Annotated in this window: 21 protein-coding genes and 1 tRNA gene; 13 read left to right on the top strand and 9 right to left on the bottom strand. The window is 70.8% G+C overall.

All coding sequences use genetic code 11. The features are described from left to right. Nucleotides 1-52 precede the first annotated feature (52 nt). From eno to AB0I54_RS34895, 6 genes are all read left to right on the top strand, one after another. Nucleotides 53-1,354 carry a phosphopyruvate hydratase gene (eno, locus tag AB0I54_RS34920; RefSeq protein ID WP_363300323.1) on the top strand — a complete coding sequence of 434 codons (1,302 nt, stop codon included), beginning with the start codon at nt 53-55 and terminating at the stop codon, nt 1,352-1,354. Nucleotides 1,355-1,452: 98 nt separating this feature from the next. Continuing rightward, complete coding sequence (locus tag AB0I54_RS34915) at nt 1,453-1,929, top strand: septum formation initiator family protein (protein WP_363300265.1); 477 nt, start codon at nt 1,453-1,455, stop codon at nt 1,927-1,929. Nucleotides 1,930-1,996: 67 nt separating this feature from the next. Then, nucleotides 1,997-2,527: a DUF501 domain-containing protein gene (locus tag AB0I54_RS34910; protein WP_363300264.1), complete on the top strand. Its 531-nt coding sequence runs from the start codon at nt 1,997-1,999 to the stop codon at nt 2,525-2,527. Beyond that, nucleotides 2,524-3,465 carry a Ppx/GppA phosphatase family protein gene (locus AB0I54_RS34905; RefSeq protein ID WP_363300263.1) on the top strand — a complete coding sequence of 314 codons (942 nt, stop codon included), beginning with the start codon at nt 2,524-2,526 and terminating at the stop codon, nt 3,463-3,465. Before AB0I54_RS34910 ends, AB0I54_RS34905 begins: the two co-directional genes overlap by 4 nt. Before the next feature lie 467 nt (nt 3,466-3,932). Further along, complete coding sequence (locus tag AB0I54_RS34900) at nt 3,933-5,312, top strand: NAD(P)/FAD-dependent oxidoreductase (protein ID WP_363300262.1); 1,380 nt, start codon at nt 3,933-3,935, stop codon at nt 5,310-5,312. Nucleotides 5,313-5,599: 287 nt separating this feature from the next. Then, nucleotides 5,600-6,889, top strand: coding sequence for a cyclopropane-fatty-acyl-phospholipid synthase family protein (locus tag AB0I54_RS34895; protein ID WP_363300261.1), 1,290 nt, complete (start codon nt 5,600-5,602; stop codon nt 6,887-6,889). A gap of 63 nt (nt 6,890-6,952) precedes the next feature. Here the strand turns inward: AB0I54_RS34895 and AB0I54_RS34890 are convergent, their stop codons facing one another. Both AB0I54_RS34890 and AB0I54_RS34885 read right to left on the bottom strand, forming a co-directional pair. Then, the gene (locus AB0I54_RS34890; RefSeq protein WP_363300260.1) at nt 6,953-9,481 is read right to left on the bottom strand and encodes an FtsX-like permease family protein; all 2,529 of its coding nucleotides are present in this window, start codon (nt 9,479-9,481) and stop codon (nt 6,953-6,955) included. Nucleotides 9,482-9,513: 32 nt separating this feature from the next. After that, nucleotides 9,514-10,284, bottom strand: coding sequence for an ABC transporter ATP-binding protein (locus AB0I54_RS34885; RefSeq protein WP_363300259.1), 771 nt, complete (start codon nt 10,282-10,284; stop codon nt 9,514-9,516). A 410-nt stretch (nt 10,285-10,694) separates the two neighbouring features. On the opposite strand from AB0I54_RS34885, the gene AB0I54_RS34880 reads away from it, so the two are divergent. Then, nucleotides 10,695-10,777 (top strand) — tRNA-Leu (locus AB0I54_RS34880). 343 nt (nt 10,778-11,120) lie between these two features. After that, nucleotides 11,121-12,005 carry a Bax inhibitor-1/YccA family protein gene (locus AB0I54_RS34875; protein ID WP_363300258.1) on the top strand — a complete coding sequence of 295 codons (885 nt, stop codon included), beginning with the start codon at nt 11,121-11,123 and terminating at the stop codon, nt 12,003-12,005. Between the two features lie 85 nt (nt 12,006-12,090). Here AB0I54_RS34875 and AB0I54_RS34870 read toward each other — a convergent pair whose 3' ends face one another. Continuing rightward, on the bottom strand, nt 12,091-12,321 hold the full coding sequence (locus AB0I54_RS34870; RefSeq protein ID WP_316748890.1) for a DUF4287 domain-containing protein: 231 nt from the start codon (nt 12,319-12,321) through the stop codon (nt 12,091-12,093). 101 nt (nt 12,322-12,422) lie between these two features. Between AB0I54_RS34870 and AB0I54_RS34865 the strand changes: the two genes are divergently transcribed. After that, the gene (locus AB0I54_RS34865) at nt 12,423-12,734 is read left to right on the top strand and encodes a hypothetical protein (RefSeq protein WP_363300257.1); all 312 of its coding nucleotides are present in this window, start codon (nt 12,423-12,425) and stop codon (nt 12,732-12,734) included. Between the two features lie 42 nt (nt 12,735-12,776). Here AB0I54_RS34865 and AB0I54_RS34860 read toward each other — a convergent pair whose 3' ends face one another. The 3 genes from AB0I54_RS34860 to AB0I54_RS34850 all read right to left on the bottom strand — a co-directional run bounded on the left by AB0I54_RS34860 (nt 12,777) and on the right by AB0I54_RS34850 (nt 16,466). Then, nucleotides 12,777-13,571, bottom strand: a complete 795-nt coding sequence (locus AB0I54_RS34860; RefSeq protein ID WP_363300322.1) for a hypothetical protein — start codon at nt 13,569-13,571, stop codon at nt 12,777-12,779. A gap of 293 nt (nt 13,572-13,864) precedes the next feature. Then, the gene (locus AB0I54_RS34855) at nt 13,865-15,085 is read right to left on the bottom strand and encodes an acetyl-CoA C-acetyltransferase (RefSeq protein ID WP_363300256.1); all 1,221 of its coding nucleotides are present in this window, start codon (nt 15,083-15,085) and stop codon (nt 13,865-13,867) included. Between the two features lie 295 nt (nt 15,086-15,380). Next, a complete protein-coding gene (locus tag AB0I54_RS34850; RefSeq protein WP_363300255.1) occupies nt 15,381-16,466 on the bottom strand; it encodes an SGNH/GDSL hydrolase family protein in 1,086 nt (361 codons plus the stop codon). Between the two features lie 147 nt (nt 16,467-16,613). On the opposite strand from AB0I54_RS34850, the gene AB0I54_RS34845 reads away from it, so the two are divergent. Then, nucleotides 16,614-18,005, top strand: a complete 1,392-nt coding sequence (locus AB0I54_RS34845) for a cystathionine beta-synthase (RefSeq protein ID WP_363300254.1) — start codon at nt 16,614-16,616, stop codon at nt 18,003-18,005. A gap of 423 nt (nt 18,006-18,428) precedes the next feature. Here the strand turns inward: AB0I54_RS34845 and AB0I54_RS34840 are convergent, their stop codons facing one another. After that, nucleotides 18,429-18,854 carry a hypothetical protein gene (locus AB0I54_RS34840; protein ID WP_363300253.1) on the bottom strand — a complete coding sequence of 142 codons (426 nt, stop codon included), beginning with the start codon at nt 18,852-18,854 and terminating at the stop codon, nt 18,429-18,431. Between the two features lie 68 nt (nt 18,855-18,922). After that, nucleotides 18,923-19,600 (bottom strand): carbonic anhydrase, encoded by a 678-nt coding sequence (locus tag AB0I54_RS34835; protein ID WP_363300252.1) that lies wholly within the window; start codon nt 19,598-19,600, stop codon nt 18,923-18,925. A 159-nt stretch (nt 19,601-19,759) separates the two neighbouring features. Here AB0I54_RS34835 and AB0I54_RS34830 point away from each other — a divergent pair, with 159 nt between their 5' ends. From AB0I54_RS34830 to AB0I54_RS34820, 3 genes are all read left to right on the top strand, one after another. Further along, the gene (locus tag AB0I54_RS34830; protein WP_363300251.1) at nt 19,760-21,256 is read left to right on the top strand and encodes an aromatic amino acid ammonia-lyase; all 1,497 of its coding nucleotides are present in this window, start codon (nt 19,760-19,762) and stop codon (nt 21,254-21,256) included. Next, the gene (locus AB0I54_RS34825; RefSeq protein WP_363300250.1) at nt 21,253-22,113 is read left to right on the top strand and encodes a MurR/RpiR family transcriptional regulator; all 861 of its coding nucleotides are present in this window, start codon (nt 21,253-21,255) and stop codon (nt 22,111-22,113) included. The genes AB0I54_RS34830 and AB0I54_RS34825 overlap by 4 nt, the downstream gene beginning before the upstream one ends. A 126-nt stretch (nt 22,114-22,239) precedes the next feature. Further along, nucleotides 22,240-22,842: a hypothetical protein gene (locus AB0I54_RS34820; RefSeq protein ID WP_363300249.1), complete on the top strand. Its 603-nt coding sequence runs from the start codon at nt 22,240-22,242 to the stop codon at nt 22,840-22,842. A 1-nt stretch (nt 22,843) separates the two neighbouring features. On the opposite strand, the gene AB0I54_RS34815 is transcribed toward AB0I54_RS34820, so the two are convergent. Beyond that, nucleotides 22,844-23,218, bottom strand: a complete 375-nt coding sequence (locus AB0I54_RS34815; protein WP_363300248.1) for a hypothetical protein — start codon at nt 23,216-23,218, stop codon at nt 22,844-22,846. Between the last annotated feature and the right edge of the window lie 15 nt (nt 23,219-23,233).

The raw sequence follows: 23,233 nt of genomic DNA, 5'->3' as shown, positions 1-23,233 counted from the left end.
CTAGTCGCAAGGCACCCAGCCCCGCACTTCCAGCGTCACATCCATGAAGGAGATGCTCGTGCCGTCCATCGACGTCGTCGTAGCCCGGGAAATCCTGGACTCCCGAGGCAACCCCACGGTCGAGGTCGAGGTCGGCCTCGACGACGGCAGCACGGGTCGTGCCGCCGTTCCGTCCGGCGCCTCCACCGGCGCCTTCGAGGCCATCGAGCTCCGCGACGGCGACCCGAACCGCTACCTGGGCAAGGGCGTCGAGAAGGCCGTCCTCGCCGTGATCGAGCAGATCGGCCCGGAGCTGGTCGGCTACGACGCCACCGAGCAGCGCCTGATCGACCAGGCGATGTTCGACCTGGACGCCACCGACAACAAGGGCTCGCTCGGCGCCAACGCCATCCTCGGTGTCTCCCTCGCCGTCGCCCACGCCGCCTCCGAGGCCAGCGACCTCCCCCTCTTCCGCTACCTGGGCGGCCCGAACGCGCACCTGCTGCCGGTGCCGATGATGAACATCCTGAACGGCGGCTCGCACGCCGACTCCAACGTGGACATCCAGGAGTTCATGATCGCCCCGATCGGCGCGGAGTCCTTCTCCGAGGCGCTGCGCTGGGGCGCCGAGGTCTACCACACCCTGAAGAAGGTCCTGAAGGGCAAGGGCCTGGCCACCGGCCTGGGCGACGAGGGCGGCTTCGCCCCGAACCTCGGCTCCAACCGCGAGGCCCTCGACCTCATCCTGGAGGCCATCAAGCAGGCCGGGTACGTCCCCGGCGAGCAGATCGCGCTCGCGCTCGACGTCGCCGCGTCCGAGTTCTACAAGGACGGCAAGTACGAGTTCGAGGGCAAGTCCCGCTCGGCCGCCGAGATGACGGAGTACTACGAGGAGCTCGTGGGGGCCTACCCGCTCGTCTCCATCGAGGACCCGCTGTTCGAGGACGACTGGGCCGGCTGGAAGGTCCTGACCGACAAGCTCGGCGACAAGGTCCAGATCGTCGGCGACGACCTGTTCGTCACCAACCCGGAGCGCCTGGCCCGCGGCATCGAGGAGGGCACCGCCAACGCCCTGCTCGTGAAGGTGAACCAGATCGGTTCGCTGACCGAGACCCTGGACGCTGTGGAGATGGCCCAGCGCAACGGCTTCAAGTGCATGATGTCCCACCGCTCCGGCGAGACCGAGGACGTCACCATCGCCGACCTGGCCGTCGCCACCAACTGCGGCCAGATCAAGACCGGCGCCCCGGCCCGCTCCGAGCGCGTCGCCAAGTACAACCAGCTGCTGCGCATCGAGGAGATCCTCGACGACGCGGCGGTGTACGCCGGCCGCAGCGCCTTCCCGCGCTTCAGGGGCGAGATCTCCAAGGGCTGAGCCCGGTAAGGGCAAGGCTTAGCCAGTCGTACGTACGTCCCCGTACCCGGTCCCGTACCGTGTCCGGGGACGTACGCACGTATGAGGGAGGCGGGGACATGGCCGCGAAGGACCGGGACCGGTTCTCCACCGCGACCAGACTGCGACTGCTCGGCGAGCAGACGGCGGCCCGGGTCTACCGCTCCCAGACCAAGCGGCAGGCCCGCCGCTCCCGGCTCACCGGCCGGGCCGCGCTGCTCGCCCTGGTGCTGTGCACGATGGTGGTGGCCCTGGCCTATCCGATGCGGCAGTACGTCTCCCAGCGCGCCGAGATCGCCAATCTGGAGCGGCAGCGGCAGCGGGCCCAGGAACGGGTCGAGCAACTGCGCGACCTCAAGGCGCGCTGGCAGGACGACTCCTTCGCCGAGCAGCAGATCCGCCGGCGGCTGCACTATGTGATGCCGGGGGAGACCGGTTACGTCGTGGTCGACCCCGGTGCGGCCAAGCAGGCGCACGCTTATCCGGGGGCGGCCGACCGCCCCTGGTACGCCAACGTCTGGGACGGGGTCGACAAGTCCGACGCCTCCGACCAGTGAGCCGGCGCCGCCCCGACGACGCCGGACAGTGAACCGACAGCCAGAGAAAGACAGCCTGAAGACAGTCATGGAAACGCCCCCGCCGCCCACTCCGCGCACCGAGCCCACCGACGCGGACGTCGAGGCCTTCAAGCAGCAGCTCGGGCGTCCGCCGCGCGGGCTGCGGGCGATCGCGCACCGGTGCCCCTGCGGTCAGCCGGACGTCGTGGAGACGGCTCCGCGCCTGCCCGACGGCACGCCCTTCCCCACGCTGTACTACCTGACGTGCCCGAAGGCCTCCTCGGCCATCGGCACCCTGGAGGCGAACGGCGTCATGAAGGAGATGACGGAGCGGCTGCAGACGGACCCGGAGCTGGCCGCGGCCTACCGTGCCGCGCACGAGGACTACATCCGGCGCCGGGACGAGATCGAGGTGCTGACGGGCTTCCCGAGCGCCGGCGGCATGCCGGACCGGGTGAAGTGCCTGCACGTGCTGGTCGCCCACTCGCTGGCCGCCGGGCCGGGGGTGAACCCCCTCGGCGACGAGGCGCTCGCGATGCTGCCCGAGTGGTGGATGAAGGGGGCCTGTGTGACGGTCCCGAAGGAGGAGGACCAGTGACCCGGGTCGCCGCGATCGACTGCGGTACGAACTCCATCCGTCTGCTGGTCGCCGACGCGGACCCAAAGACGGGTGAACTCCTCGACCTGGACCGCCGGATGACCATCGTGCGGCTCGGCCAGGGCGTCGACCGCACCGGACGGCTCGCTCCGGAGGCGCTGGAGCGGACCTTCGCCGCCTGCCGCGAGTACGCGGCGGTCATCAAGGAGCACGGCGCCGAGCGGCTGCGGTTCGTGGCCACCTCCGCCTCCCGGGACGCCGAGAACCGGGACGAGTTCGTCCGGGGCGTCCTCGACATCCTCGGAGTGGAGCCGGAGGTCATTACGGGTGACCAGGAGGCCGAGTTCTCCTTCACGGGCGCCACGAAGGAGCTCACCGGCCGCGACGACCTCACCAGGCCCTACCTGGTGGTGGACATCGGCGGCGGCTCCACCGAACTGGTCGTCGGCGACGACCACGTGAGGGCCGCGCGGTCCGTGGACGTGGGCTGTGTGCGGATGACCGAGCGTCACCTGCTGCACGAGGGCGTCGTCAGCGACCCGCCCACCGCGGAGCAGATCGCCGCCATGAGGGCCGACATCGAGGCCGCCCTCGACCTCGCCGAGGAGACGGTCCCGCTGCGCGAGGCGCACACGCTCGTCGGCCTCGCCGGCTCGGTCACGACGGTGTCGGCGATCGCGCAGGAGCTGCCGGAGTACGACTCCGCCCGCATCCACCACTCCCGCGTCTCCCACGACCGGGTCCGGGAGATCACCGAGTGGCTGCTGCGCTCCACCCATGCCGAGCGGGCCAGGATCCCGTCCATGCACCCGGGCCGGGTCGACGTGATCGGCGCCGGGGCCCTCGTGCTGCTGGCGATCATGGAGCGGATCGGCGCCGAGGAGGTCGTGGTGAGCGAGCACGACATCCTCGACGGCATCGCGTGGTCGGTGGCGTAGGCCCGTCCTCGCGGGGTGGTCCGGGCCTCTTTTGTACTGGTCAGTAGCTCTCTGCTGAGCAATTCGCACGGCGTATGAGCGCGTCCCGGAGGCGGTGACGCACCCCTTCCGGGCGCGCTCCCGAGAAAGTTCGTGAAGTTCTTCACAAGGAATTCGTCCCTGTCGAGGGGTCGAAGGTCCTTCATTGAGCCGCATGAGGGTCCAGCGGCCCTCGGAGCGCACTTGAAAGGGCGTCACGGAGGCGCTCGGCGACGGTGTCGCCGGAGGGTCGCGCAGGGGGCTCACAGACCCTCCGAACGGACGGAGAGGCAGCTCACGCGGCATTGACAACAGGTCGTCAGGCACAGTGATCCCGGCTTGTCGACATGACCTGTGTCACGCGGGCCGCGGAGTGTAGCACGCACCCTCAAGAAGCTTGTGAAGGGGCGCACGAGCGGCCCCCTAGGGGCAGGTGGATACTCGATGGCATGAGCACCACGGAGCGTCCCAGGATCCTCGTAGTAGGCGGTGGGTACGTAGGCCTGTACGCAGCTCGGCGCATTCTCAAGAAGATGCGCTACGGCGAGGCGACCGTCACGGTCGTCGACCCCCGGTCGTACATGACCTACCAGCCCTTCCTGCCCGAAGCCGCCGCCGGCAACATCTCCCCTCGCCACGTCGTCGTCCCGCTGCGACGCGTGCTGCCGAAGGCGGAGGTTCTCACCGGCCGGGTCACCACCATCGACCAGGACCGCAAGGTCGCGACGGTCGCACCCTTGGTCGGCGAGGCGTACGAACTGCCCTTCGACTACCTGGTGATCGCGCTCGGCGCGGTCTCCCGCACCTTCCCGATCCCCGGCCTTGCCGAGCAGGGCATCGGCATGAAGGGCATCGAGGAGTCCATCGGCCTGCGCAACCACGTCCTCGAGCAGCTCGACAAGGCCGACTCCACGACCGACGAGGAGATCCGCCGCAAGGCGCTCACCTTCGTCTTCATCGGCGGTGGCTTCGCCGGTGCGGAGACCATCGGTGAGGTCGAGGACATGGCCCGGGACGCGGCCAAGTACTACAAGAACGTGTCCCGTGAGGACATGCGCTTCATCCTCGTCGACGCCGCCGACAAGATCCTTCCCGAGGTCGGGCCGAAGCTCGGCCAGTACGGCAAGGAGCACCTGGAGAGCCGCGGTGTGGAGATCTACCTCTCCACCTCCATGGACTCCTGCGTCGACGGTCACGTGGTCCTGAAGAACGGCCTCGAGGTCGACTCCAACACGATCGTCTGGACGGCCGGCGTCAAGCCGAACCCGGCGCTCGCCCGCTTCGGTCTGCCGCTCGGTCCGCGCGGTCACGTCGACTGCGCGCCGACGCTCCAGGTCCAGGGCACGGACTACATCTGGGCCGCGGGCGACAACGCCCAGGTGCCCGACGTCGCCGCCCGCAAGGCCGGTGTCGAGAACGCCTGGTGCCCGCCCAACGCCCAGCACGCGCTGCGTCAGGCCAAGGTGCTCGGCGACAACGTGATCTCCGGTATGCGGGGCTTCCCGCAGAAGGACTACTCGCACGCCAACAAGGGCGCGGTGGCCGGTCTCGGTCTCCACAAGGGCGTTGCGATGATCGTCATGGGCAAGACGAAGATCAAGCTCAAGGGCCGGCTGGCCTGGTACATGCACCGTGGCTACCACGGTCTGGCCATGCCGACCTGGAACCGCAAGATCCGCATCTTCGCCGACTGGACCCTCGGCATGTTCCTCAAGCGCGAGGTCGTGTCGCTGGGCGCCATGCAGAACCCGCGCGAGGAGTTCTTCGAGGCCGCCAAGCCGGCGCCTCTCGCCGCCGCGAAGACCGGGGAGAAGGCCAAGGCCTCCTGACCCCAGGAGCCTCCTGACCCCAGGGCTCTCCTGCCCCAGGTCACCGAAGTGCCCGAAGGGGCCGCCCGCCATCCGTGGTGCGGGCGGCCCCTTCGGCATGCACGGCGGCGGACGACCCGTGCCGCGGCCCGCCGTGCCGCTCCGTGGCGTGGCGTCGGTGTGATGGTTCGGGGAGCATGTCGGCACAAGCCGGGTGAGGGGGAATGACGTCGGCGTGGGCGGTCGTTCACCGGGACACCGGATGGAGACCGGAACCGATGGGCCGATACCTTTCACGGAGGTGCGCCATGGCCGACGCCGCGTCGCGGCTGACGAGTCTCGCCGAGCAGCTGCTGGGAGAACCGTTCCCCCTACGGATCCGCGCCTGGGACGGCTCGCAGTCCGGCCCGCCGGGCGCCCCGACCCTGGTCGTCCGCAATCGCCGCGCCCTGCGCCGCCTGCTGTTCAAGCCGGGCGAACTGGGCCTGGCCCGGGCCTGGGTGGCAGGCGACCTGGAGATCGAGGGCGATCTCTACACCGCCCTCGACGCGATGTCCGCACTGGTGTGGGAGCGCGCGGAGGGCTCCAGGACCCTCCTGCAGGCGCTGCGCGACCCGGACGTCCGGGCGGCCGCCGTCCGGCTGCTGAGGCTCGCCGGCCCCCCGCTGCCGCCCGCCCCGCCCCGGGAGGAGGTCCGCCGCACCACCCGCCGTCTGCACACCCGGCGCAGCGACCGACGCGCCATCAGCCACCACTACGACGTCGGCAACGACTTCTACGAGCTCGTCCTCGGCCCCTCCATGGTGTACTCCTGCGCCTACTGGGAGGACGCCGGCACCCTTGAGTCCGCCCAGCGCGACAAGCTCGGACTCGTCTCCCGAAAGCTCGGCCTGGCGCCGGGCCAGCGGCTCCTCGACGTCGGCTGCGGCTGGGGCTCGATGGCCATGCACGCGGCCCGCGAGCACGGCGTGAGCGTCGTCGGCGTCACCCTGTCCCAGGAGCAGGCCGCGTACGCCCGCAAACGCGTCGCCGACCAGGGCCTCACCGACCGGGTCGAGATCCGGGTGCAGGACTACCGGGACGTCGCCGACGGCCCGTACGACGCGATCTCCTCCATCGGCATGGCCGAACACGTCGGCGCGGAGCGCTACTTCGAGTACGCCACCCATCTGTACGGCCTGCTGAAACCGGGCGGCCGGCTGCTCAACCACCAGATCGCCCGCCGCCCGCAGCGCGACGAGTCGTCGTACCACCCGGACGCCTTCATCGACGCCTATGTCTTCCCAGACGGCGAGCTCGCCCCGCTCGGCTCCACCGTCACCCAGTTGGAGCGCGCCGGGTTCGAGGTGCGCGACGTGGAGTCGATCCGCGAGCACTACGCCCTCACCCTCCGCCGCTGGGTCGCCGCTCTGGACGCCGGCTGGGACCGCGCGGTACGGCTCACCGGTCCTGGTCGTGCCCGTGTCTGGCGCCTGTACATGGCGGCCTGTGCCCTCGCCTTCGAAAACAATCGCATCGGCGTCAACCAGGTCCTGGCGGTGCGCACACCCGAGTCGGGGACGTCCGGGATGCCGCTGCGTGCCCGCACCTGGAACTGAACGCGCGAGGCCCCGTTCCCTTCGGGCGTGACCGGAAGGGAACGGGGCCTCGACGCCGTACCGCTACTCCGACTTGATGGCGGCCAGCATGTTCAGCCGGGCCGCCCGCCGGGCCGGCCACAGCGCGGCCAGGACGCCGACCGTCCCGGCCAGCAGGAGGAAGAAGCCCATCCGGGCCCACGGCAGGACCAGCTCGTACGTCGGCATCTTCGTGCCGAGCAGCTCACCGGCCGCCCAGCCGAAGAACACCCCGAGCCCGATGCCCAGCACCCCGCCGAACAGGGAGATGACCAGGGACTCCAGGCGCACCATCCGCTTGACGGCCTTGCGGTCCAGGCCGATCGCGCGGAGCATGCCGATCTCCTGGGAGCGTTCGAAGACCGACATGGCCAGGGTGTTGATGACGCCGAGGACCGCGACGATCACCGCCATGCCGAGCAGGCCGTAGACCATGTTCAGCATCAGCGTGAACATCTTCGCGATGTCGTTGGAGATGTCCTGCTTGTCCTGGACCTTGATCGCCGGGTTGGAGCCGAGCGCCTTCTCCAGCTCGTCCTTGGCCGTGCCGGTCGCGCCGTCCGCCGTCTTGACCCAGACCTGCATGTCGGCCGGGTCGCTCAGGTGGGGGGTGAGGAGCTTGTTGTCGAGGATGATCCCGTTGAGCATGTCGTTGCCCTCGTAGATCCCCGCGACGGTCAGCTTCTGCGCCTTGCCGTCCTCGTAGTGCACGGTGAAGTCCGAGCCGGCCTTCCAGCCGTGTTCTTTGGCCTTGTCCTTGTCCACCACGACCTGCGTGCCGCCCACGTCGAAGGTGCCGTCGTCCACCTTCAGGTCCATCAGCCGGGCGATGGCGGAGGCGTTCACGCCGGTCAGGAACTCGGTCCCGCCGTCGATACGGGATTCGCCGTTGCGCAGCGGGCTGCTGGCGGTGACGCCGTCCGCGGTGGCGATCTTCTTCGCCACGTCGGGGGAGAGCGGGCCGCGGTTGGCCATCGAGACGACGTAGTCCGCGCGGATGGCCGAACTGGCCATCTTGTCGATGGAGGTCTGCAGGCTGCCCGCCATCACCGTCATACCGGTGATCAGGGTCAGGCCGATCATCAGCGCGGACGCCGTGGCCGCCGTACGGCGCGGGTTGCGCACCGAGTTCTGGCGGGCCAGCTTGCCCGAGACACCGAAGACGCGCAGCACCGGGGCCGCGGCCGCGATCAGCGGGCGGGACAGCAGCGGGGTCAGGATGAACACGCCGATGATGAGCAGGACCGCGCCGATGCCCATCGGGCCCTGGGCGGCGTCGGCGTCCATGGAGGTGGCCGCGAGGACCACCGCGATGCCGGCCGCCGAGAACAGCGCGCCGAGCGTGTTGCGCAGCACCAGCGACTTGGTGGTCGCCTTGGCGTGCACGCTGCTCATCGCCGCCACCGGCGGGATCTTCGCCGCTCGGCGGCCCGGCAGCCAGGCGGCCAGCATGGTGATGACGATGCCGACGGCGAGGGCGGTCGTCACGGTGCCCGGCGTGATCACCAGCGGACCGTCGGGCACGCTCGCGCCGAAGGAGCCCAGCAGGCTCCGCAGCCCGGCGCCGATCCCGATGCCGGCGACCAGACCGGTCACACCGGCGACCGCGCCCACCACGAACGCCTCGATCAGCACCGAGCGGGTGACCTGCCGGCGGGAGGCGCCGACCGCGCGCAGCAGGGCCAGTTCCTTGGTGCGCTGGGCGACCAGCATGGTGAAGGTGTTGGCGATGATGAACGTCCCGACGAACAGCGCGATACCGGCGAACACCAGCAGACTCTGCTTCAGACCGCTCATCGAGGAGGAGATCATCTTCGCCTGGTCGTCGGCGAGTTGCTTGCCGGTGGTGGTCTCCACCAGGTGCGAGGGCAGCGCCTTGTCCAGCCCCGCCTTGAGCGCGCCCTGGCTGGTCCCCGCCGCAGCCTTCACATCGATCTCGTCGTACGTGCCCTTCTTGCCGAACAGCTTCTGCGCGGTCGGCGTGTCGAACAGGGCGAGGCTGCCGCCCGCGGCCACGTTGCCGTCGTCGGTGGTGAAGATGCCGCTGATGCGCGGGCTGAGGACCGGGCCGTCGACGGAGATGCGCACCGTGTCGCCGACCTTGTAGCCGGCGCGCTCGGCGGTCCTGGAGTCGATCAGCACCTCGCCCTTGCCGCTCGGGGCGTGGCCGCCGACCAGCGGGTAGCGGGCGTCCTTGGAGCCCCAGTAGTTCCCGCCCGCGGACTGCCAGCCGCTGCCGAGCAGCTTGCCGTCCTTGTCGGCGATCGCGGTGAAGCCGCTGACGACACCGGTCGCGGAGGCGGCCCCCGGGGTCTTCTCGGCCCGGTCGAGCAGGGCCTGGGTCAGCTCGGGGGTCTTGCCGACCTTGTCGCCCTTGGAGTCCTGGTACTTGGGCTGTACGGCGACGTCGACCTGGTCGAAGCCCTTGGCGGAGCTCTTCTGGTAGGCGTCCGAGATGGTGTTGGTGAAGACCAGGGTCCCCGAGACGAACGCGACGCCGAGCATCACGGCGAGCACGGTCATGAGGAGCCGGGCCTTGTGCGCGAATACGTTGCGCAAGGCGGTGCGGAACATGGGTTCTCTTCGGTCCGTGGTGTGGTCGGCGGTCAGCTCGTGCGGCCCTTGGCGTCGAACCGCTTCATGCGGTCGAGCACCGAGTCCGCGGTCGGTTCGTGCATCTCGTCGACGATCCGGCCGTCCGCGAGGAACACCACCCGGTCCGCGTAGGCCGCGGCCACCGGGTCGTGGGTCACCATCACCACCGTCTGGCCCAGCTCCCGGACGGAGTTGCGCAGGAAGCCCAGCACCTCGGCGCCGGAGCGCGAGTCGAGGTTTCCGGTCGGCTCGTCGCCGAAGATGATGTCGGGCTTGGCGGCCAGGGCACGGGCGACGGCGACGCGCTGCTGCTGGCCGCCGGACAGCTGGGACGGGCGGTGGCCGAGCCGGTCCGCCAGGCCGACCATGCGGATCACCTGGTCGAGCCACTGCTTGTCCGGCTTACGGCCCGCGATGTCCATCGGCAGGGTGATGTTCTCCGCGGCCGTCAGCGTCGGCAGCAGGTTGAACGCCTGGAAGATGAACCCGATCTTGTCCCGGCGCAACTTGGTCAGCTGCTTGTCCTTCAGCGAGCCGAGCTCGGTGTCGCCGATGCGCACGGACCCGGAGGAGAACGTGTCCAGACCGGCCACACAGTGCATCAGCGTCGACTTGCCGGACCCGGACGGCCCCATGATCGCGGTGAATTCGGCCTGGCGGAACTCGACGGAGACCCGGTCGAGGGCGACCACCTGGGTCTCGCCCTGTCCGTAGACCTTCGACAGATCCGTGGCGCGCGCGGCCACTGTGGTGGTCCGGTCGGCGATGGGTGTGGTGGTCACGGAAGGGCACTCCTGTCGGGACGGCGGTGTTCGTCGGTACTGATCCATCGTCCCGGCCGTCCACGGCCGAGTAGTCACCCGCTGTTCCCGTTCCAGAGACAGACTCCGGTCGGACCGGAGGGCGCCGCGTCATACCTGGGGATGACGCCGGACCCCGAGTCGGGGACAGCGAGACGTCGCAGGAGACGTCAAGAACGGGTGGAGCCCCCTCGTTCGGACGGTGAAATTCCGTCATTCCGTGTACGCGCACACCCACCGCACGTAACGCTATTGGCAAGTGCGGATGGCCCGTACCGCGGGCTGATGCCCCCTCAGACGTCAATAAAATAAGACAACATCGGGTCAGCCCTACCGCTGTTCGGGGGATGTATCCCGATAGGCTCGGGCCCTCGAAGCGGAGCCCATGGCCTGCCCGGATGGTGGAAAGCAGACACGGCGAGCTTAAACCTCGCTGCCCCTCGCGGGCGTACCGGTTCAAGTCCGGTTCCGGGCACTTCCCGCGCCTGCTGACGGCGCCACGGGATCACCGCCTCCCGGTCGCAGCCACCACACGTCGTCGTGGCCGCGGCCGAGGCGCACCGCCCGTCGCTCCCCCGAACCCGTCTCTCCCCTCTCCGCTCCCGAGGCCACCCGTTCGGCCGACTGGTTTCCGGTCGGTTCCGGGCAGGTCGCGGGTTGGTCATGGAATGGGGCCCTCCGTGGCCGGGAATGAGGCACCCGCGTAGCGTGTTGGCGTGCACGGCGAGGGAAAGATCCTCCCCAAGAACTAGGGTCAGTCCTTTGCCAACCTATTACTCTTGAGCCAAGGCCACGCAGGGTGGCCATGGAGGAGTGAAATGAGGAGCAGTAACCCGGTCTTCTCGCGACGGGGGTTCAGCCGCGACAACGGCTACGCGGGCTTCAACACCGCGCCGCAGGCCGGGTACGCACAGGGCAACCCCTATGCCCAGGGCAACCCGTACGCCCAGGGCGGCAACCCCTACGCGCAGAACCCCTACGCCCAGCAGGACCAGCAGTACGGCGCCCCGCCGCAGGCCCCGGTCACCACCGGCCGGATGACGATGGACGACGTCGTCATGCGCTCGGCCATGACGCTCGGCACGGTCGCCGTCGGCGCCGTCCTCGCGTGGGCGCTGCTGCCGGTCTCGGCGACCAGCTACGGCCTGGCGTTCGTCTCCGCCATCATCGCGATGGTGCTGGCGCTCGTGCAGAGCTTCAAGCGCACCCCCTCGCCCGCGCTGATCCTGGGATACGCCGCCTTCGAGGGCGTCTTCCTCGGCGTGATCAGCGAGATGTACAACAGCCAGTGGAGCGGTGCCCCGTTCCAGGCGGTGCTCGGCACCATGGCGGTCACGGCCGCGACCCTGCTGGTCTACAAGGCCGGCTGGATCCGCGTCACGGCGCGCTACGCCCGTATCGGCATGTCGATCGCCATCGCGTTCGTGCTGGTCATGGCGGTGAACCTGCTGCTGGTCGCGTTCGGTGTCGCCTCCGACGGCGGTCTGCGCAGCTTCGGCCCGCTGGGCGCGATCGTGGGCATCATCGCCATCCTGCTCGGCGCCTTCTTCCTGACCCTGGACTTCAAGCAGATCGAGGACGGCATCGCCTACGGCGCGCCGCGCCAGGAGGCCTGGCTGGCCGCGTTCGGCCTGACCCTGACCCTCGTGTGGATCTACGTGGAGATGCTGCGGCTGGTGGCCATCTTCAGCAGCAACGACTAGCGCGCGGCGCGGCGCCGAGGTGCCGCGGTGACAGGGAAGGGCCCCGGGTGCATCCGGGGCCCTTCGTCGTTTGTGTGGTGCGCGCCTAGAGCAGTTTGCGCGCGGCCCTCCTCAGGTCGTATTCGTGAACGATTGCCTTGGCGTGGCCGTACGCGAGGTTGTGCTCGTGGCGGAGCCAGCTGACCTTCTCCTCGAAGCGGAAGAGAGCGGGGCCTTCTTCGACGGCGCGAAGCCAGTCCGAGACTTCACGGCCGGTGCAATGGGGGATGCGGGCGAGCAGATTGCGATGGGTCTCCTCGGAGAAGACTTGGGACATCGGCGCCTCCGGACGCATTCGATGAAGCCGGTCCTTCACGTCACCGTGCCTGAGCGTTGGCGTATTGGCAACAGTCCAGGTGCGACGCGTAGTCTCGCGGCGTGGTTGACACGACACCTCTGACCCGAGCCGTGGATCACTTCGCCGACCGGCTGCGGGCCGCGCCACAGAGCCGTCTCCAGCGGAGTGCCGCCGCCGAAGCGCTGGCGCTGGCCAGGGAGTTGGCACTGCGTGCCCAGCGGATCGAGGATCCCTCGGGGGAGCCTCGAGAGATGCCGGACGCGGGCATGTTCGCGGTCGCCGACCAGATCACCGTGGCCGTACACGACTTGGCACTCGTGCTGAAAACCGACGCCGAGGTGGAGGAGGCGGTGACGTTGGTCGAGGAGGCACAGAAACGCGCCGGGGTCTGAACGACCTCCGGCGCGGGGGCGGCGAGCCGCCGTGACCGTCGACTACAGGGACGCGATGACCCGGTCGGCGAGGATGTAGACGTTGTCCTCGCCGCACGCGAACGTCAGCGTGTACGCGCCCGAGATCCCCGAGCCGCCGAGGAGGTAGGGGTTCTCGCCCGCGCGCAGGGCGGCCGCGAGGCGCTCCGCCGTCTCACGGTGGCCCGGCGTCATGCACAGGGTCGTGCCGTCGGCGAAGACATAGACGTCGAGGGTGCCCAGCGGGCCCGGGCGGACGTCGGTCAGCTCGACCCGGCACTCGGCCAGCTGCTCCAGGGCGATGACCGTGCGCTCGTGGTCGTTCACGACGGGCGACTGCACCGGTACGAAGTCGGGGTGCGAGGGGTGGCGGCGGCGTGCCGCGGCCAGCTCGGGGGAGTCGGTCGCGAACTCGTCGGCGTCGGTGGTCGGCTCGGTCACCGGCTCCAGCGGCTCCAGGCCCACGAAGTCGGCCTGCCGGGGCAGGAACAGCTCGGTGTCCGCCAGGGTGTCGGCCAGACCGAGCAGGGAGGGCGCGTCGGAGGCGTCACGGGACTCCTGTGCGGCCCAGAACGCACGCGCCTCGGCGAGCTCCCGCTCCCGCTCCTCGGCGAGGGCCTCGGCCACCGCGGCGCGTATCTCCTCGGTGTCGGCCGTGGTGCGGGCGGCGGGCAGCAGGGCGCGCGTCGCGGCCGCCTGGCTCTCGGCGAGCTGGGACTGCAGGGCCGCGACCTGGCGGCGCAGCACCAGCACGGTGCGCAGGACGGCGACGCCCACGGCACCGGTGGCGGCCGTGGTGAGCAGCAGGGCGAGGGGCATGGCGCTCACTGACGTACTCCCTGGTTCAAAGTCGACCCCCGACTTCCTACATCAGCTTGAAGGGTGGACTAACCAGCTGTCAGTGCGTAACGTCACGAATCGGACAGGGACTTGGTCCTGGATTTTGCCCGTACAGCAGCTCTGACCTGCGTTGATATCCCCACTGAGGGAGATAGGTCACATCCTGGGGGAGATTGGATCACAAATCGACCCGACGTTCGAATTTAGATCGAACGCCGGGCCGAGAGGTCACGCTGGGTCCCGCACAGGTCACCGTGCGGGACCCGACCGGATCAGCTGAGGCGCTCGATCACCATCGCCATGCCCTGGCCGCCGCCGACGCACATCGTCTCCAGACCGAACTGCTTGTCGTGGAACTGGAGGGAATTGATGAGCGTGCCGGTGATGCGGGCGCCGGTCATGCCGAAGGGGTGGCCGACGGCGATGGCGCCGCCGTTGACGTTCAGCTTGTCGAGGTCGATGCCGAGGTCCCGGTAGGAGGGGATCACCTGGGCGGCGAAGGCCTCGTTGATCTCGACCAGGTCGATGTCGTCGATGGTCAGGCCGGCGCGGCGCAGCGCCTGCTGGGAGGCCTCGACCGGGCCGAGGCCCATGATCTCGGGGGACAGACCGGAGACACCGGTCGACACGATGCGGGCGAGCGGGGTCAGGCCCAGCTCACGGGCCTTGGTGTCGCTCATGATGACGACCGCGGCGGCGCCGTCGTTCAGCGGGCAGCAGTTGGCGGCGGTGACCAGGCCGTCGGGGCGGAAGACCGGCTTGAGGCCGGCCACGCCCTCCAGGGTGACGCCGGCGCGCGGGCCGTCGTCCTTGCTGACCACCGTGCCGTCCGGGAGGGTCACCGGGGTGATCTCGCGCTCCCAGAAGCCGTTCTTGATGGCCTCTTCGGCGAGGTTCTGCGAGCGGACGCCGAACTCGTCCATGTCCTGGCGGGTGACGCCCTTCCAGCGGGCGAGGTTCTCCGCGGTCTGGCCCATGGCGATGTAGGCGTCGGGGACGAGGCCGTCCTCGCGCGGGTCGTGCCAGGTCGTGCCCTCCTGCTCGGCGACCGCGACGGTACGGGCCTCGGCCTCGGCGAAGAAGGGGTTGTGCGTGTCCGGCAGGCTGTCGGAGTTGCCCTTGACGAACCGCGAGACCGTCTCGACACCGGCCGAGATGAAGACGTCGCCCTCGCCTGCCTTGATGGCGTGCAGGGCCATGCGGGAGGTCTGCAGGGACGAGGAGCAGTAACGGGTGATGGTGCAGCCCGGCAGGTGGTCCATGCCCATCTGTACGGCGACCACGCGGCCGAGGTTGTTGCCCTGCTCGCCGCCGGGAAGGCCGCAGCCGAGCATCAGGTCGTCGATGTCCCGCGGGTCCAGCTCGGGAACCTTCGCGAGGGCCGCCTGGATGATCGTGGCGGTGAGGTCGTCCGGGCGCAGGTCCTTGAGGGAGCCCTTGAAAGCGCGGCCGATCGGGGAACGGGCGGTCGAGACGATGACGGCTTCGGGCATCACGGCTCCATTGACTTACGGGGGATTGGCGGCTGGTTGGGAAATTACCCGTACGTATGGTCGAGGTCACGTGTGAAGCGGTGTGACCCTGGCCGCAATTGTCTAAGCGCTTGCTTGGCACCCCGTCCGTCCCGGGGTGCCCACAGCGCTCACACTCCGCCTATACCCACCCGCTCCCGGACTCGGTCGGCTGGGACGCGGGTTCCTGGGGCGCGGGTGCTTGCTCGGCGCCTCGGGCCTCCCCGGGGGCGCCCACCGCCTCCGTCCCGGGGTGCCCACCGCGCTCACACTCCGCCTATACGCACCCGCTCCCCGACTCGGTCGGCTGGGACGCGGGTTCCTGGGAGGTGGAATCCGGCACGGAAGGCTCGGTCGGGGCGGGTGCCGTCTCCGGTACGCGCCGGCGCCTGCGGCGCTTGAGCAGTGCCCATGGGCCGCGGGGGCCGGTCGGCATGGCCGCCGTGACCTCCGTGCCCGCCTCCGAGGCGGCCTCGGCCGCGGCGCGGGCGACCGGCAGGAAGCCCTCGCGCCGGGAGACGTCCGGCCGCTCCTCCTCCGCCGGCCACAGGCCCAGGGTTGCGCAGACGGTCGGCAGTACCGCCATCGCCGCCGTGACGTAGCCCTCCGCGGAGGGGTGGTAGTTGTCGGGGCCGAAGAGCTCGCGCGGGTTCGCCGCGAACTCGGGGCCCAGCAGATCGCCGAGGGACACCGTGCGGCCCCCCTGTTCCACCACGCCGATCGTCTGGGCCGCCGCCAGCTGCCGCGAGGCCCGGCGGGCCAGCCAGCGCAGCGGCTGCTGCACCGGTTCGATCGTGCCCAGGTCCGGACAGGTGCCGACGACGACCTCGGCGCCGGCCGTGCGCAGCCGCCGTACCGCCGCCGACAGATGGCGCACGGAGCGGGTCGGCGGCATCCGGTGCGTCACGTCGTTCGCGCCGATCATGATCACGCAGACGTCCGGGACCGGAAAGGGCGAGGACAGCACCAGGGCCACCTGACGGTCCAGGTCGTCGGACTGGGCCCCGGGCAGGGCCACGTTGCGCAGGTCCACCGGCCGCTCCGCCACCGCCGCCAGCCCGTGGGCCAGCAGCGCGCCCGGCGTCTGGCCCGCCCGGTGCACGCCCTGGCCCGCCGCCGTGGAATCGCCGAGCAGCGTCAGCCGCAGCGGCGGTTCGCCGGGGATGTCATAGGAGTCGCCGTACAGGCCGTCGGCCACCGGCACATGGTTGCTCGTGCCGTTGCCCACCCGGCTCCTGGCCATCCGCACCTCGGCCAGCAGCAGACCGACGGCGGCCGCGCCGACCAGCCCGACCCCGCCGCCGCCGTACGCCGCACCGGCCGCGATCCGCCGGGCCACCCTCGCCCTCGACATGTTCGTCATGCGTCGCCGCCACCTCCTCGTAGCCGTACATCCACTCATTGCCCCGTACCGGCCGTCGGCCAATCTCAACAGGGAGTGAACGCCCTTCCCGGGCCGTAGGCTGGCGGAACAATCACGACCATTTTTTGAAAGCGACCGGAGACAACGGTGCGATTCCACGACTCGATGATCAGCCTCGTCGGCAACACCCCGCTGGTGAGGCTCAACAGCGTGACCAAGGGCATCCGGGCGACGGTCCTGGCCAAGGTCGAGTACTTCAACCCGGGCGGTTCCGTGAAGGACCGCATCGCCCTGCGCATGATCGAGGCCGCCGAGGAGAGCGGGGAGCTCAAGCCGGGTGGCACGATCGTGGAGCCGACCAGCGGAAACACCGGTGTCGGGCTGGCGATCGTGGCCCAGCAGAAGGGCTACAAGTGCATCTTCGTGTGCCCCGACAAGGTGAGCACCGACAAGATCAACGTCCTGCGCGCCTACGGCGCCGAGGTCGTCGTCTGCCCGACCGCCGTGGCCCCCGAGCACCCGGACTCGTACTACAACGTGTCGGACCGGCTGGTGCGCGAGACGCCCGGCGCCTGGAAGCCCGACCAGTACTCCAACCCCAACAACCCCCTTTCGCACTATCACTCGACCGGCCCCGAGCTGTGGGAGCAGACGGAGGGGAAGATCACCCACTTCGTGGCGGGCGTCGGCACCGGCGGCACCATCTCCGGCACCGGCCGCTATCTGAAGGACGCCAGCGACGGCCGGGTGCAGGTCGTCGGCGCCGACCCCGAGGGCTCCGTCTACTCCGGCGGCTCCGGGCGGCCGTACCTGGTCGAGGGCGTCGGTGAGGACTTCTGGCCGACGGCCTACGACCGGACCGTCGCGGACGAGATCGTCGCCGTGTCCGACAAGGACTCCTTCCAGATGACCCGGCGCCTGGCGAAGGAGGAGGGCCTGCTGGTCGGCGGCTCCTGCGGCATGGCCGTGGTCGCCGCCCTGCGCGTCGCCGAGCGGCTGGGCCCGGACGACGTCGTGGTCGTCCTGCTGCCCGACAGCGGCCGCGGCTACCTCAGCAAGATCTTCAACGACGAGTGGATGGCCGACTACGGCTTCCTGGAGGACGAGGGCCCCAGCGCCCGCGTCGCCGACGTCCTCAACGACAAGGAGGGCGGCTCCATCCCGTCCCTCGTCCACATGCACCCGGAGGAGACCGTCGGCCAGGCCATCGAGGTGCTGCGCGAGTACGGCGTCTCGCAGATGCCGGTCGTGAAGCCGGGCGCCGGTCACCCGGACGTGATGGCCGCCGAGGTCGTCGGGTCGGTCGTGGAGCGGGAGCTGCTCGACGCCCTGTTCAACAAGCGGGCCTCGCTCGACGACCCGCTGGAGAAGCACATGGGCGCCCCGCTGCCCCAGGTCGGCTCCGGTGAGCCGGTCGCGGACCTGATGTCCGTGCTCGGTGAGGCGGACGCGGCGATCGTCCTCGTCGAGGGCAAGCCGACCGGTGTGATCAGCCGGCAGGACCTGCTGGCCTTCCTCGCCAAGGGCCAGAAGCAGTAGCCGACGTCCGGTGAACTGCCCGTTGCGGCGCCGAACTTGCGGTGCCGCGTCCGGATGGTGGACTTCGCGGAAGTGGTACGAGCGCGTCACGTGCGCGCAGCACCCGCTTAACACGGGTCCGGCACATTAGTGGGTGTCGGCAGGGCGATGGGGGTACCTCCCAGGCGTTAAGCACTGGGGGAGGCTCCCCGCCCAGGCCGGCGCCGAACGGCGCCAAGGACCTCCGGAGCGGCTCCCGGACCTCCATGGACGCCACGGACGCGCAGCCCGGCCCTGACCCGGCCCGCGTCCCTCGCGGGGACCGCCGTCGTCCCGCCCCCCGGCAACGGGGGTGCGGCGGTCCCCGCCTACAACTCTTGTCCCGTCTTGTTCTGCCTTGTCCCGGCGGAACCGGGTTCGATTCCGGAGCCCGCCGCCGCGCCTCTAGAGCTCGCGGGACCGGTCCGACCGCCGCCCCGCGAAGAGTTCGGGGTTGACGCGCACGGCCTGGACCACGTTGACGCCGACGATGCCGATCCAGGCGGCGATGAGACCGGGCAGGTGCCCGATGCCGCCGCCGATCGCCGACAGCGGGATCGCCAGCACCAGCGAGACGATGGCGAAGCCGAAGCGCTCGCCCCATGAGTCCGTTCCCCTCGGGGACCTGGCCCCGCGGGCGACGTGCATCTGCTGCTCGGCGAGCTGCCTGCGCAGCCGGCGCTCGACCGCGGCGTCGATCCGCTGGTCGACCTTCTCCAGGAAGGAGTCGACCAGCGCCGGCTCGTACTCCTCGCCGAGTTCCTTGCGGGCCCGCAAAGTGGCGTCGAGTTCCTTCTTCAGGTCGGCGTCCTGCGCTTCCATTCCCGTCATACGGGCCACGTTAGGGAGCCGGGACCCGCGCCGCACTGGGGATATCCCCCCAGTCGGCGCGGGGGCTGTCAGGGCAGCAGCGAGACGAGCCCGGTGTCGAGGTCGAAGCGGGCGGCGTCGACCTGGGCCGGGGCGAACGCCGGGTCGGCACGGATGGCGTCCCGGACCCAGGCGGCGTGGGCCCGCATGGCGTGCTCGGCCCAGTCGCCGGGGACCGCGCGGGTGCGGCGCGCGGCGGGGGCGATCTCGGCCACCAGCAGCTCCAGATGTCCCGGCACGTGCGCCCCGGACCGCACATGGCCGAGCGTCGCCGCGATCGCCCCGCACCGCTCGTGCCCGAGGACCAGCACCAGCGGGATGCGCAGTTCCTCGACGCCGTACTGGATGGACCCGAGCACCGCCTCGTCGAGGACCTCGCCCGCGGTCCTGGTGCACAAAAGGTCACCGAGCCCCTGGTCGAAGACCAGCTCCGGCGGTACGCGCGAGTCGACACAGCCGACGACCACCGCGAACGGGTGCTGCCCGGCCGCGAGCGTCCGGCGCACCCCTGCGGACTCGTGGGGGTGCCGGGGGCGTCCGGAGGCGAAGCGCCGGTTGCCGGCGAGCAGCCGGTCGAGCGCCGCGCGGGCGGTGACCGGACGGTCGGTCACCGGGCGGGGGCGGGGGACGCCGGCCGTTGGCGGCGGGGCGGCGGCCAGCGCGCCGACGGCCGTGGCGGCCAGAAAGGTCCTGCGGGGGGAGGCCATGGCGCTTCCTCCGGTGTCGTGCCTGCAGCGCACCATCACCGTACGCACCCGAAGCATCACGGTGCGTGCTGTTTAACGACTCTTGGTGTCCCTTGCCCGGCTGCATAGCATCATGCAGAGTTCTTGTTGGGTGAATAGACCGGCTGAACAGAGAGGGGCATGGTGGACGCACCCGCATCCGTGCACTCCGGACTCGTGGTCCTCGACGGGATCGGCCTCGGCGTCGAGGACGTCGTGCGTCTCGCCGACGGCACCGTGCGGCCGGTTCCGGGCAGCGACGCGATGCGGCGCGCGGAGGAGTCCTGGAACGCCGCCCGGCAGATCGCGGCCACCGGACGCGTGTACGGCCGCTCCACCGGCGTGGGCGCCAACCGCAACGAGGACGTGCCGACCGAGGCCGCCGCCGGACACGGGCTGCGCCTGCTGCGCAGCCACGCCGGCGCCATCGGCGCTCAGCTGCCCGCCCGCCAGGTGCGGGCGATGCTCGCCGTCCGCGCCAACCAGCTGCTCGCCGGCGGCGCCGGACTGCGGCCCGGCGTGATCACGGCCCTGTGCGAGGCACTGGAGTCGGGCGCGTATCCGGTCGTCAACGAGTTCGGCTCGGTCGGCACCGGCGACATCGCGGCGCTGGCACAGGCCGGGCTCGCGCTGGTCGGGGAGCACCCGTGGCGGGGCGCCGAGCCGCCCGCGCCCCAGCCCCTGGACAACAACGACGCCCTCGCCCTGATCAGCAGCAACGCCCTCACGCTCGGCCAGTCCGCGCTCGCCCTGCACGAACTGCGCGGGCTCATCGAGGCCACCCAGGTCGTCGCCGCCCTCTCGCTGCTCGCCGTCGACGGCTCGCACGAGGCGTACGCCGCCCCCGTCCATGCCGCCCGACCGCACCGGGGCAGTGTCGAGGTGGCCCGGCGGATGCGGCGGCTGACCGGCGCGGCCGACCGGCCGGTACCCCCGCTCGGCCGGATCCAGGACCCCTACGGCTTCCGCTGCCTGCCCCAGATCCACGGCCCCGCCCATGACGCGGCGGACGCGCTGGGGCAGGTGCTGACCGTGGAGATCAACGCGGCCGCGGAGAACCCGCTCATCTCCCCCGAGGACCTGGCCGCCTATCACCACGGCGGTTTCTACCAGGCCCAACTCGCCCTCGCCCTGGACCACTTCAGACTCGCGGTCACCCAGGTGGCCCGCCTGTCGACCTCCCGCCTGTCCACCCTCAACGAGCCCGCCTACACCCGACTGCGCCCTTTTCTGGCCGACCACGAGCCCGCCTCGTCCGGCGTGATGATCCTGGAGTACGCCGCCGGAGCCGCCCTCGGCGATCTGCGGGCTTTTTCGGCCCCCGCGTCGCTCGGGCACGCTGTACTCTCCCGGGGCGTCGAGGAACAGGCCAGTTTCGCCTCGCTGGCCGCCCGCCAGACGCTGCGCGCCTGCGGTGCGTACCGTCTGGTGGTCGGCTGCGAACTCGTGGCCGCCGTACGGGCGCTGCGCCAGCGCGATCTGAAGCCCGGCCCGGAGATCCCGGCCGGGCGGGCGCTGGCGCTCGCCGAGTCGGTGCTCGACGAGGACCCGGCCGACCGCCCGCTCACGCACGACGTGACGTCGGCGGCCGCACTGCTTGACCGGTTCACGGACATCTGGAGGGGGAGCGGGACATGAGCGTCGACAGGAGTACGGGTGTGACGGACAGCCCTGCCACACGGCTGCAGACGCTGTTCGAGGGGCACCGGCTTACACCGACCCAGCGGCGCATCGCGCACAGCATGGTGCGGCGGGCCGCCGACGTGCCGTTCCTGTCCAGCGTGGAGCTGGCCGAACTGGCCGGGGTCAGCCAGCCGTCCGTGACCCGTTTCGCGGTCGCCCTCGGCTTCGACGGCTACCCGGCCCTGCGCAGGCATCTGCGCGAGGTCGTGCCCGCCGAACCCGCCGCGGGCCCGGGCTCGTACAACGAGTACCAGCAGGCCGTCGAGGCCGAGATCGAGAACCTGCGGCACCTGGCCGAGGTGCTGGCCGACCCGCGGCCGGTGCAGAAGGCCGGCCGGATCCTCGCCGCCTCCCGCCCGCTGCCCGTGCTCGGACTGCGGGCCGCGGCCTCCCAGGCCTACGGTTTCTCGTACTTCGCCGCCAAGGTCCACCCGGACGTCCGGCTGCTCGACCAGGGCGGCACGATGGTCCAGGACCGCATCGACGCGGCCGTACGCGCGGGCGCCTCGGCCCTGCTGTGCTTCGCGCTGCCGCGGCATCCCCGCGAGGTCGTCGACACCCTGGCGTACGCCAAGGAGTGCGGGCTGACGGTCGTCGCGGTCGCCGACTCGGCCTTCGCGCCGGTCGCCAAGCACTCCGACCTGCTGTTGCCGGCCGCCGTCGGCACCGGGCTCGCCTTCGACACCGCGTGCGCGCCCATGCTGCTGGGACGGGTGCTGCTGGAGGCCATGTGCGACGACCTGCCCGACGCGCAGGTCCGGCTGGAGGAGTTCGACGCGCGGGCGACGGCACGGGGGCTGTTCGTGGAGTGACCCGGCGCCTGCAGCCGCGCCGCTCTCAGACTCGTCTCACCTTCGCTCGCTAGCGTGCCCGCCCGACGGGACTGTGCCGCACAGGACCGTGCCGCGAGGACGAGGACGAGGACGAGGAGGCGGAGCGTGGCGCGCGGAGCACACGGAGGACGCGGAGGACAGGGACTGGCCCGGGTGGCCGTCGTCGTACGGGCCGGGGCGGCGCCGCTGTGGTGGTGCGGGGTGTTCGCGGCGGGCATCGGCGTCCTGCCGCCCGGGCTGACCGGGCGCCGGATCGGCGTCATGGCCGGGGCCGCACTCTTCCTTGTCGGTGCCGCCGTCGTGGCGTACGCGCGCCGTCGGCGCTACGCCGCCCTGGCCCGGGGCACGGCCCGTGCGGGCAAGCACGATGTGCTCCAGGACCGTGCGGTGACCGTGCGCAACTGGCGCCGGGGCCACCGCTGGTGGCTGCTGCTCGCCTGCGCCGTCGCGCTCGGCAGCTCCTTCGCCGTGCCCGCGGCGGGCGGCATGCTGCTGGCCGGGACCGGCGCCGGGCTGCGGCTGAAGGCCGCCTGGCTGGGCCGCCGCGAGCGGGCCGAGGACACACTGCTGTGGCTGCGCGTCGACTGGCTCGACGGGCGCGGCGGGCGTCCCGCGGGCAAGGCGGTCAAGGCCTACCGCGGGACCGGCATCGCGGCGGGCGACGCGGCCCCGGGCGGGGCCCGCCGCCGCACCGCGGCGCTCGTCTGACTCAGACCTCCAGCTCCTCCTCGATCCTCTTGAGCTGGTGCCGGGCCATCGCCAGGTTGGCCCGGGACTGGTCGAGGACCAGGTACAGGAACAGACCGTTGCCGCCGCGCCCCTTGAGCAGCCGGATCAGGTGGTACTGGTTGGTCAGCGTGATCAGGACGTCCTCGATGTCGCCCTTCAGGCCGAGGTGCTCCATGGTGCGCATCTTGGCGCGGATCACGTCCGTGTTGCCGGCGGCGGCCACGTTCAGGTCGAAGCTCTTGCTGCCTCCCATCGTGCCCAGCGCCATGCCGCTGGTGTAGTCGACGAGCGCGACTCCGGTGGCCCCTTCGATGGAGGTGAGGGCCTCTTTGAGCGAGGTCTCGGCGTTGGCCATGGTGCTGCCTCTTTT

It is taken from the genome of Streptomyces sp. NPDC050625 (assembly GCF_040654755.1).
Lineage (GTDB): Bacteria > Actinomycetota > Actinomycetes > Streptomycetales > Streptomycetaceae > Streptomyces.
Note: the sequence above shows the minus strand (reverse complement) of the source record. Positions and strands in the feature narration are given on the sequence as shown.